7 protein-coding genes are annotated in these 11217 nt (G+C 66.0%); all 7 read left to right on the top strand.

Features of this window, described 5'->3' with window-relative positions; translation table 11 throughout:
- Positions 1–6: 6 nt before the first annotated feature.
- Entirely contained in the window at positions 7–1092 is a 1086-nt protein-coding gene (locus tag JEY66_RS30675) for a malate/lactate/ureidoglycolate dehydrogenase (RefSeq protein ID WP_018270572.1), read from the top strand.
- A gap of 40 nt (positions 1093–1132) precedes the next feature.
- A complete protein-coding gene (locus JEY66_RS30670) occupies positions 1133–1909 on the top strand; it encodes an HpcH/HpaI aldolase family protein (RefSeq protein WP_018270573.1) in 777 nt (258 codons plus the stop codon).
- Positions 1910–2089: 180 nt separating this feature from the next.
- Positions 2090–3613 carry a UxaA family hydrolase gene (locus JEY66_RS30665; RefSeq protein WP_016841136.1) on the top strand — a complete coding sequence of 508 codons (1524 nt, stop codon included), beginning with the start codon at positions 2090–2092 and terminating at the stop codon, positions 3611–3613.
- A 135-nt stretch (positions 3614–3748) separates the two neighbouring features.
- Complete coding sequence (locus JEY66_RS30660; RefSeq protein WP_026192495.1) at positions 3749–4252, top strand: GDSL-type esterase/lipase family protein; 504 nt, start codon at positions 3749–3751, stop codon at positions 4250–4252.
- Positions 4253–4486: 234 nt separating this feature from the next.
- Entirely contained in the window at positions 4487–7744 is a 3258-nt protein-coding gene (locus tag JEY66_RS30655; protein ID WP_018270575.1) for a transglutaminase family protein, read from the top strand.
- 20 nt (positions 7745–7764) lie between these two features.
- Positions 7765–10308 (top strand): circularly permuted type 2 ATP-grasp protein, encoded by a 2544-nt coding sequence (locus tag JEY66_RS30650; RefSeq protein WP_026192496.1) that lies wholly within the window; start codon positions 7765–7767, stop codon positions 10306–10308.
- A complete protein-coding gene (locus JEY66_RS30645; RefSeq protein WP_018270577.1) occupies positions 10305–11183 on the top strand; it encodes a transglutaminase family protein in 879 nt (292 codons plus the stop codon). Before JEY66_RS30650 ends, JEY66_RS30645 begins: the two co-directional genes overlap by 4 nt.
- The last annotated feature ends 34 nt before the right edge of the window (positions 11184–11217 follow it).

Raw genomic sequence — 11217 nt, 5'->3', positions numbered from 1 at the left:
TTTTTCATGGTCACCATCAAGGTCGATAATCTCATCAACTTCGTGTCCGAGGTGTTTTCCCATTCGGAGTCCTCTCCGGAAGAGGCGAAGCGCATCGCGACCTACCTGACGACCGCGAATCTTACAGGGCACGACAGCCACGGGGTGATCCGTGTGCCTGTTTATGTCAGGTGGAAGAAGATGGGCTCGATCGTACCGAACCAGACCCCTGAGGTGGTGGTGGACACGCCGTCGCTCGCGGTGGTCGACGGCAAGTTCGGCTATGGCCAGACCGTCACGCCGGTTGCGGTCAAGCTCGGCATCGAGAAGTGCAAGAACGCGGGGCTCGCCGCGGTCGCGCTGCGCAACTCCGGTCATCTCGGCCGCGTCGGCGACTGGGCCGAGATGGCCGCCGCCGAAGGTCTTGTTTCAATTCATTTCGTGACCGCGGCTGGCTCGCTGCTGGTCGCGCCTTACGGCGGCGTCGAGAAGCGCCTGTCCACGGCGCCGTATTGCGTCGGCATTCCGCGTCAGGGCCAGGATCCGATCGTGCTCGATTTTGCGACCTCGGTTGTCGCCGAGGGCAAATGCCTGGTGGCAAGCCGCGGCGGCAAGAAGCTGCCGATCGGCGCGCTCGTCGATGCCGACGGCACGCTGAGCGAGGATCCGCACGTGCTGTATGGTCCGTACACGCCGGACGGACCGCGCGACCACACCAAGGGAACTGGCGCGATCCGCGCCTTCGGCGATCACAAGGGCTCGGGTCTCGCCTTCATCTGCGAACTGCTCGGCGGTGCGCTGACCGGCACCGGCGCGACGTCGTCGGACCGGCGCTTCGCCAACGGCATGATGGCGTTCTACATCGACCCAAAGGTGATCGACACCAGCAACTTCTTCGACGGCGAAATCACCCGCTACACCGATTTCATCCGCGCCACCAAGCCGATCGCGGGAACAGATTCCGTGCTGGTTCCGGGCGATCCGGAGCGGAAAACCCGCGCCGATCGCACCAGGAACGGCATCCCCTTGCCTGACGACACCTGGGCGGCGATAGTGAATACCGCGCGCGAAGTCGGCGTCAGCGAAGTTTCTATCCAGCGGGCGACCAGCTGAAGGCTCGTCCCCCAATAAACCGCAAAGGGAAACGCGATCAATGGCAAACAAGGTCAAGCAAGTTTGGGCATCCGGCAAGGCGGTGGTGAACGCGTGGCTCGCGATTCCCTCCGGGTTTTCAGCCGAAGTGATCGCGCAGTGCGGCTTCGACAGCGTCACCGTCGACATGCAGCATGGTGTGCAGGATTATCAGTCGATGGTGCAATGCTTCCAGTCGATGCACGCCCATCCGGTCACTCCGATGGTCCGCGTGCCCTGGAACGAGCCCGGCATCATCGGCAAGGTGCTGGACGGCGGCGCCTATGGCGTGATCTGCCCGATGGTCAACACGCCGCAGGAAGCCAAGAACCTCGTCTCCTACGCAAAGTATCCGCCGAAGGGCGTGCGCTCCAACGGCCCGATCCGCGCCGGCATGTACGGCTCGGCCGGCACCTATCAGCAGACCGCCAACGACGAGATCGTGCTGCTGCCGATGATGGAGACCAAGACCGCGGTCGAGAACATGGAAGCGATCCTCGATGTTGAAGGCATCGATGGCGTCTATATCGGCCCGTCCGATCTCGGCTTCTCCTACGGCCTGGTGCCGAAGCTCGACCGCGACGAGCCGGAGATCCTCAAGATCTACGAAAAGATCATCAAGGAGTGCGGCAAGCGCGGCCTCAACCCGGGCATCCACTGCTCCGGCGCCGAGGGCGCGGTGCGCGCAATCAACATGGGCTTCAAGCTCGTGACGCTGTCGAACGAAGTCGGCCTGATGCAGGTCTACGCCAAGATGCAGGTTAACGCGACCCGCGAGAAGTCCGGCGGCAAGGCGTAACTCTATCCTCCCCCTCTTCCCGCTCTTCGCGGGGAGAGGGTTGGGGTGAGGGGCCTCCATCCGGTGATACCGTCATTGTAATTGGCAGTGTGCATCGCCCCTCACCCGGATTGCTGACGCAATCCGACCTCTCCCCGCAAAGAGCGGGGAGAGGTGAAGAAACTCCAAAGGAGAACTCCCATGGCCTCGGCACAAGTGATCCGCCTGCACGCCGACGACAGCGTCCTGATCGCGCGCGCGAGCTTGCCGCCGGGGCTTGAGGTGACCGAGGGCGTCACCACGGTCGATCGGATCCCCGCGGGCCACAAGGTCGCGATCAGGCCGATCGCGCAGGGCGAGCCGATTAGGCGTTACGGCCAGATCATCGGCTTTGCAACCCAGGCGATCGCGCCCGGCCAGCATGTGCACACGCAGAACTGCGGCATGGGTGATTTCGCCAAGGACTATGCCTATGGCGTCGACGTCAAGCCGGTGCCGAACTTCGATCTGCCGGCGACCTTCGAGGGCATCCGCCGCGCTGACGGCCGCGTCGCGACCCGCAACTATATCGGCATCCTCACCTCGGTGAATTGCAGCGCCCATGTCGCCGGCATCGTGGCCGACATGTTCAAGAAGAACCCGTTCACCGGCGACAATCCGCTTGCCGATTTCCCCAACGTCGACGGCGTCGTCGCGCTGACTCACAAGACCGGCTGCGGCATGACCCAGGACGAACCCTTGGCGCTGCTCCGCCGCACGCTCGGCGGCTATGCGCGTCATGTGAATTTCTCCAACGTCATCGTGCTCGGCCTCGGCTGCGAGGTGAACCAGATCGGCGGTCTGATGCAGGAGCAGAAGCTTGCGGGCCGGCTGCGCGCGATGGACATCCAGGAGGTCGGCGGCACCCGCAAGACGGTGGAAGCAGGCGTTGCCTTCGTGAAGGAAGCGCTCGCCGACGCCAACAAGGTCAAGCGCGAAGCGGTCCCGGCGAGCGAGCTCACCGTGGCGCTGCAATGCGGCGGCTCGGATGGTTACTCCGGCGTATCCGCCAATCCGGCGCTCGGCGCGGCGAGCGATCTCTTGGTCCGTCACGGCGGCACCGTGATCCTCTCGGAGACACCAGAGACCTATGGCGCGGAGCATCTTCTGACTCGCCGCGCCGTCAGCCGCGAGGTCGGCGAGAAGCTGGTCGGCCTGATGCGCTGGTGGGAGGAGTACACCCAGCGTGAGGGTGCGGAGATGAACGCCAATCCGAGCCCTGGCAACAAGGCCGGCGGCCTCACCACCATCCTGGAGAAGTCGCTCGGCGCGATGGCCAAGGCCGGCAGCACCAATCTCGTCGACGTCCTCAACTATGCCGAGCCCGTCACCAAGAAGGGTTTTGTGTTCATGGACACGCCGGGCTACGACCCGGTCGCCGCGACCGGGCAGGTCGCCGGCGGCGCCAACCTCGTCTGCTTCACCACCGGCCGCGGCAGTGTGTTCGGCTGCAAGCCCGCGCCGTCGATCAAGCTCGCCACCAACACGCCGATGTACAAGCGGATGGAAGACGACATGGACGTCAATTGTGGCACCATCCTCGACGGCGAGGAGAGCGTGCAGGAATGCGGCCAGCGCATCTTCGACCTCATCCTCAAGACCGCCTCGGGCCAGCCGACCAAGAGCGAGAGCTTTGATTTCGGCGGCGCCGAATTCGCGCCGTGGGTGCTGGGCGCAACGATGTAGTTTAGAGCCACGATCTAGCCTTTCACTCCGCCGTCGTCCCTGCTTTTCGCAGCGACGACAGGGAAGTACGTTGGCGAATGTAGCTTCCCGGACTACGCTACGTTCCATCCGAGCTATGGATTGGACGGAGGAAGCATGCGCGCGCGTCCCTTGGGAATTGTTGGATGCCTCGCATTTCTCGCCGCCTTGAGCCTCGGCGCCGGTTCGGCTGACGCCGCAACCATCGTGGCGCTTGGCGCGAGCAATACCTATGGCAAGGGTGTAGCGCGCAACCAGGCCTATCCCGCGCAGCTCGAAGCGATCTTGCGGGCAAAGGGATTGAATGTCCGTGTCGTGAACGCCGGCATCAACGGTGACACCACGGAAGGGATGCTGCAACGCCTGGACCGCGCCGTCCCGAACGGGATCCGCGCGGTTATTTTGCAGCCAGGCGGCAATGATCGACGCAAGGGCAGCCCTGACCGGACAGCGGATATTCAAAGTCGCCTCAGCACCCGTGGCATCGCGGTAGTCATGCTCCCGAATGGGATGCTGGGTGGACTCCCCCATCAGCCCGACGGTGTGCATTTGACCCCCGAGGGCTATCACATGCTCGCCGAGCAACTCGCCTCGCAGGTATCCGGCGCGATCGGCCGCTAGTCCCGTAGCCCGGATGGAGCCAATGGGTCGCGCGAAAATGCGCGCCCGATGACAGGCTCCGCGAAATCCGGGACTCTTGCTGCGGATGAAGACCCCGGATTTCGCTGCGCTCCATCCGGGCTACGGATCGTGAGCTGGTCGCCCAGCTGGTGGGCACCCCGTGCCCGTTGTTAGTGCTTGATGTCGACCGGTAGCAGTGTTCTGCTCAAAAAAGCTGCTGGAGCCCTCGGTCCCGTGTCGATATCAGTCGCACTGCATCACGTCACGCACTACACATACGACCGGCCGATCGATCTCGGGCCTCAGACCATCCGGCTTCGGCCCGCGCCGCATACGCGCACGCCGATCACAAGCTATTCGCTCAAGGTCACGCCCGCCAATCACTTCGTGAACTGGCAGCAGGACCCGCAGGGCAACTGGCTGGCGCGCTACGTCTTTCCGGAGAAGACCACCGAGCTCAAGGTCGAGGTCGATTTCACCGCTGACATGACGGTGGTGAATCCGTTCGACTTCTTCGTCGAGCCCTACGCCAACAGCTTTCCGTTCGAATATCCCGGCGATCTCAAGACCGAGCTCGCGCCCTATTTCGAGACCGATGAGCCCGGGCCATTGCTGGCGGCTTACCTGAAGGAGATTCCGTGCCAGGCCGACAGCACCGTCAACTTCCTGGTCGAGCTGAACGCGCAGCTGCAAAAGAAGATCGGCTACGTCATCCGCATGGAGGCCGGCATCCAGACGCCGGAGGAGACGCTTGCCGCGGGCTCCGGCTCCTGCCGCGACTCGGCATGGCTTTTGATCCAGACGCTGCGCCATCTCGGGCTCGCCGCGCGTTTCGTCTCCGGCTATCTCATTCAGCTGCGGCCGGACATCGATCCGCTCGAAGGGCCGCGCGAGGTCGAGAGCGATTTCACCGATCTGCACGCCTGGGCCGAGGTCTATCTGCCGGGCGCGGGCTGGATCGGTTTCGACGTCACCTCCGGCATGCTGACGGGCGAGGGACACATCCCGGTCTGCGCCACGCCGCACTATCGCTCGGCCGCGCCGGTGACCGGCACCGCAGGTGTTGCCAATGTCGAGTTCGGCTTCGAGATGAGCGTCAAGCGCATCGGCGAGGCGCCGCGCATCACCAAACCATTCTCCGATGAATCCTGGGCGCGGCTCGACCGGCTCGGCGAGCTCGTCGATGCCGATCTTGCGGCGTACGACGCGCGGCTGACCATGGGCGGCGAGCCGACCTTCGTCTCGGTCGACGATCTGGAATCGCCGGAGTGGAACGTCGCCGCGGTCGGCCCGACCAAGCGCGCGCTCGCCGACGAATTGATCCGCAAGCTGCGGGCGCGGTTCGCGCCGGGCGGGTTGCTGCATTACGGCCAGGGCAAATGGTACCCCGGCGAGAGCTTGCCGCGCTGGGCGTTCGGCCTCTACTGGCGCAAGGATGGCAAGCCGATCTGGAGGAATGCCGGGCTGATCGCCGGCATCGAGAATTCGCGCAAGGCCGAGATCGCGGAGGCCCAGCGTTTCGTCGAGGCGACCGCAAGCAAGCTTGGCCTGGGCGTTGACTATGTTATCCCTGCTTACGAGGACCCAGCATTCTGGCTGCAGCGTGAAGCCGGCCTGCCGGCCAATGTGACCCCTGCGAATTCGAAACTGACCGATCCGGAAGAGCGCGCGCGCCTTGCGCGGGTGTTCGACGAGGGCCTGACCACACCGAAAGGCTACGTGCTGCCGATCCAGCGCTGGACGCCGCTTGGCGATCGCGTGCCGGCGCGGTGGCGCAGCGAGCGCTGGAAGATCCGGCGCAGCCATCTGTTCCTGTCGCCCGGCGACTCGCCGCTGGGCCTGCGGCTTCCGATTGCCTCGCTCGAATATGTGCCGCCGGACGATTATCCCTACGTCGTCGAGCGCGACCCGATGGCGCCGCGCGACGCGCTGTCCGAAGAGCTGCAGCAGGCGCTGAAGGAGATTCCCGAGCCGCTGCCGGTGCGCACCGCGATGTCGATCGAGGTGCGCGACGGCGTGCTGTGCGCTTTCATGCCGCCGGTCGAGAAGGTCGAGGATTATCTCGACCTGATCGCAGCGATCGAAGCCGCTGCCGAGGAGCTGCAGCTGCGGGTGCACGTCGAGGGCTACGCGCCCCCGTTCGATCCGCGCATCGAGGTGATCAAGGTGACGCCCGATCCGGGCGTGATCGAGATCAACGTGCAGCCAGCCCAAAGCTGGCGCGAGGCCGTCGACATCACGCTTGGCCTCTATGAGGACTCCGCGAAGACGCGGTTAGGGGCCAACCGTTTCCTGATCGACGGCCGCCACACCGGCACCGGCGGCGGCAACCACATCGTAGTCGGCGGCAGCAAGCCGGAGGACTCACCGTTCCTGCGCCGGCCGGATCTGCTGAAGAGCCTCGTGCTGTATTGGCAGCGGCATCCGTCGCTGTCCTATCTGTTCTCCGGCATGTTCATCGGTCCGACCAGCCAGGCGCCGCGCATCGACGAGGCGCGGCATGACGGGCTCTATGAGCTGGAGATCGCGTTGTCGCATGTGCCGCCGCCGGGCATGGAGGCGCCGCTGTGGCTGGTCGATCGCCTGTTCCGGCACATCCTGGTCGACATCACCGGCAACACCCATCGTGCCGAAATTTGCATCGACAAGCTCTACTCGCCCGACGGTCCGACCGGCCGGCTTGGCCTCGTCGAATTCCGCGCGCTCGAAATGCCGCCCGATCCGCGGATGTCGCTCGCGCAGCAGCTCTTGATCCGTACCCTGATCGCAAAGCTGTGGCGCGAGCCGCAGCAAGGCAACTTCGTGCGCTGGGGCACCGCACTGCATGACCGTTTCATGCTGCCGCATTTCCTCTGGGAGGATTTCCTCGGCGTGCTCGCCGAGCTCAAGCAGTTCGGCTACGACGTCGAGCCGGAATGGTATCGGGCGCAGCTCGAATTCCGTTTCCCCGCCTTCGGCCGCGTCCATCATGGCGGCGTCGGCCTCGAGCTGCGGCAGGCGCTCGAACCCTGGCATGTGCTCGGCGAGGAGGGCACCTCGGGCGGCACCGTGCGCTACGTCGATTCCTCGGTCGAGCGCTTGCAGGTGAAGGCCACGGGATTCGTCGAGGGGCGCCACGTCATCACCTGCAATGGCAGGCGGATGCCGATGACCGAGACCGGCCGCGCCGGCGAGGCGGTCGCCGGCGTCCGCTTCAAGGCCTGGCAGCCGGCCTCCGGCCTGCATCCGACCATTCCCGTGCATGCGCCGCTGACGTTTGACTTGATTGATACCTGGAACGGCCGCTCGCTCGGCGGCTGCGTCTATCATGTCGCGCATCCCGGCGGCCGCAACTACGAGACCAAGCCGGTCAATTCCTACGAGGCCGAGGCGCGGCGGCTGGCGCGCTTCCAGGAGCATGGCCACACCCCTGGCAAGATCGAGACGCCGCCCGAGGAACGCACAATTGAGTTTCCCTTGACCCTCGACTTGCGGACGCCGCTCCTGCACTAATTGTGTCAAGGGGAAGTGGAATGACCGCATCGGGTGGCCAAGGCAATAGTCAAGGCAGCAGTCAGGAGAGCAGGGCCCGTCCCGGTCAGCGCCGGATGGCGCAGTGGACCCGCGACTATGTCCGGCTGCCCGGCATTCCCGACGAATATATCGCCGAGAACGGCGCGCCGCGGCCGGCCTGGGCGCGCTTCTTCGACGCCTTTGCCGCGCTGTCGCCGGCCGATATCGAGCGCCGCTTCGCCTCCGCCGACCGCCATCTGCATGAGGCCGGGGTCACCTATCGTGCGCCCGGCGATACGTCGGACCGGATCTGGCCGCTCAGCCATCTGCCGCTGATCATCGATGCGGCGGACTGGCGGCAGCTTGCCGCTGGTGTCGCGCAACGTGCGCAGCTGCTGGAAATGGTGCTGGCCGATCTGTACGGCGAGGGCCGTCTCGTTGCCGACGGCGCGATCCCTGCCGCTGCGATCGCCGGCAGCAGCGAGTATCTGCGCGGGGTCAGCGGCATCAAGCCGCCGGGCGGCCGCTATCTGCATCTTTATGCCGCCGACATCGGCCGCGGGCCCGACGGCCGCTGGTGGGTGCTCGGCGATCGCACGCAGGCGCCGTCGGGCGCGGGCTATGCGCTGGAAAACCGCTTGGTGCTGTCGCGCGCCTTTTCCAATCTCTACAAGTCGATGAATGTCGAGCGCGTCGCGCCGTTCTTCGAGGCGTTCCGCGATTCGTTGCGCGCCAGCGCTGACCGCGACGAGCCGCGGATCGGCCTGTTGACGCCCGGTGCGTTCAGCGAGACCTATTTCGAGCACGCTACGCTGGCGCGCTATCTCGGTTTCCTCCTGGTCGAGGGTGACGATCTCGCGGTCTCCGGCGACCGCGTCCACATCCGCACCGTTGCCGGATTGAAGCGGCTCGACGTGCTGCTGCGCCGGGTCGATTCCAACATGCTCGATCCGCTCGAGCTCGACGCGTCCTCCTATCTCGGCGTGCCCGGGCTCGTCGAGGTGCTGCGCAAGGGCGGCGTCGTGGTCGCCAACATGCCGGGTTCGGGCGTGATGGAGGCGAGAGCACTGCTCGGCTTCCTGCCCAATCTCTGCCGGCGCCTGCTCTCTGAAGACCTGATGATGCCGCACATCGCGACCTGGTGGTGCGGCCAGAAATCCGCGCGCGAGCATGTGCTGTCGCGGCTCGACGACTTCGCGATCGAAGGCGCCTATGGCCGCGGTGTTGCGGATTTTCCCGGCAACGGACCGGTGCTCCCGGGCGAATTGTCGACGGCCGACCGCGACCGCCTGAAGGATGCGATCAGCCATCGCGGCATCGACTATGTCGGCCAGGAGCTGGTGCGGCTGTCGACCACGCCGGTATGGGAGAACGGCCGCATCGCGCCGCGTCCATTCGTGTTGCGGGTGTTCGCGGCGGCGACGCCGAACGGCTGGACGGTGCTGCCCGGCGGCTTCTGCCGGATTGCCGATCGGGCCGATGCGCGCGCGGTGTCGATGGGCGATGGCGCGGTGTCCGCCGACGTCTGGGTGGTCTCCGACAGGGCCGTTGCGACTTCAACCTTGCTGCCGGCGGGCGACACCGTCCGCATCCGCCGCATCGCGGGCGTGCTGCCGAGCCGTGCCGCCGACAATCTGTTCTGGCTCGGCCGGTATCTGGAGCGCGCCGAGGCCACCATCCGGCTGATCCGCGCGCTGTGCACGCCGCTGCGCGATCCTGCGCGGGCGAATTCGAACGGCTCGGCGCCGGCGATGCATTCGGCCGAGCGCATCCAGCGCATGCTGGTTGCCTGGGGCGCCGCCTCGCAGACCGCGCGCGCCAATCTCGCCAGGGTCGCGCTCGAGGCGCTGCAGAGCGAGGAGAAATTCGGCTCGGCGCTATCGCTGGTGCGATCCGCGCAGCGCACGGCGACTTCGCTCCGCGAGCGGCTGTCGCCGGACGCCTGGCAGGTCATCACCGAGATGGCCGACCGGCTCGCCATCGAGGTTCATGACGACGACGGCGTCGTCAGCGCCGCCGAACTGACCCTGCAGGAGCTCGCAAGCTTCGCCGGCCTCGCGCAGGAAAACATGAACCGCGCCGCCGGCTGGCGTTTCCTCGAGATGGGCCGCCGCGCCGAGCGCGCTGTCAACACCACGCGCTTTGCCCGTCAGTTCGCCTATGACGAAGCCGGTGACGAGGACCTCGACGTTCTGCTCACGCTGGTCGACTGCCAGATCACTTATCGCTCGCGCTATCTGGTGCAGCCGCTGCTCGCACCGGTGCGCGATCTGGCGGTGCTCGACCCCTACAATCCGCGCTCGGTCGCATTCCAGGTCGCGGCGCTGAACGAGCATATCGCCGCGCTGCCGAGCCTGAAGGAGCACGGCCTGATCGAGCGACCGCAGCGGCTTGCCGTCGCGGTCGAGGCGATGCTCACAACGGCCGAAGCCTCGAGCCTCGACGTCAAGACGCTGTTCGCGCTGGAGCAGGATCTGCTCAACCTCGCCGACGCGATCGGGCTGCATTATTTCCCGCACGGACCGAACGCCAGCCGGCCGGAGAAGCTCACGGGGCTGGCGTGATCTACGACATCCGTCACGTCACGACCTATAGCTACGAGACCCAGGTCAGCTTTGCGCGGTGCTCGCTGCGGCTGGAGCCGATCAGCGGCGACGGGCAGCAGCTGATCTCGCATTCGGTCGAGATCCGTCCGAGGCCGGCGGAGCGCACCGCGCGGCGCGACTTCTTCGGCACGCTGACCGAAAGCGTCCTGATCGAGACCGCGCATCGCAGTCTGCGCATCGATGCCCGCTCGCGGGTCTCGGTGGCGCGGCAGCCGCCGGCGCGCGACGCCGCCAGCCCGCCCTGGAAGAGCGTGCGCGACGATGCGTTCGAGGCGTTGAGCCTCGATGCGGCCTCGCCGGTCGGTTACGTCTTTGCCAGCGCGCTGGTGCCGGTGCTGAGGCCGGTGACGGCCTACGCTTCTGCGAGCTTTTTGCCTGGTGGCGGCATCCTTACTGGGGCGGCCGACCTGATGCGCCGCATCCGCGACGACTTCAAATACGATCCCAAGGCAACCGTGATCTCGACACCGCTTCGCGACGTGTTCGAGAAGCGCCATGGCGTGTGCCAGGACTTTGCCCATGTGATGATCGCAGGGCTGCGCGGCCTCGGCCTGCCTGCAGCCTATGTCAGCGGCTATCTGCGCACCATTCCGCCGCCGGGCCAGCCGCGGCTGCAGGGCGCGGACGCCACCCATGCCTGGGTCTCGGTCTGGTGCGGCAGCGCGCTCGGCTGGGTCGGGTTCGACCCGACCAACGATCTGATGGTCGGGAGCGACCACATCATTCTCGCCATCGGCCGCGACTTTGCCGACGTCTCGCCGGTCGACGGGGTCATCGTCGGCGCGCGCAAGCAAAAGCTCGCCGTTGCGGTTGACGTGCTGCCGGTGGAGTGAGCCGGGATGGGCGTGCGGCGCGCTCGACCGCGCC

The organism is Bradyrhizobium elkanii USDA 76 (genome assembly GCF_023278185.1).
Taxonomy (GTDB): domain Bacteria; phylum Pseudomonadota; class Alphaproteobacteria; order Rhizobiales; family Xanthobacteraceae; genus Bradyrhizobium; species Bradyrhizobium elkanii.
This window is presented reverse-complemented; position numbering and strand designations above follow the sequence as displayed.

What these genes read in the sequence shown, in the direction of transcription:
- JEY66_RS30660 (WP_026192495.1), top strand. Translation starts at nt 3,749, where the DNA reads ATGCGCGCGCGTCCCTTGGGAATTGTTGGATGCCTCGCATTTCTCGCC.
- JEY66_RS30650 (WP_026192496.1), top strand. Translation starts at nt 7,765, where the DNA reads ATGACCGCATCGGGTGGCCAAGGCAATAGTCAAGGCAGCAGTCAGGAG.
- JEY66_RS30675 (WP_018270572.1), top strand. Translation starts at nt 7, where the DNA reads ATGGTCACCATCAAGGTCGATAATCTCATCAACTTCGTGTCCGAGGTG.
- JEY66_RS30665 (WP_016841136.1), top strand. Translation starts at nt 2,090, where the DNA reads ATGGCCTCGGCACAAGTGATCCGCCTGCACGCCGACGACAGCGTCCTG.
- JEY66_RS30670 (WP_018270573.1), top strand. Translation starts at nt 1,133, where the DNA reads ATGGCAAACAAGGTCAAGCAAGTTTGGGCATCCGGCAAGGCGGTGGTG.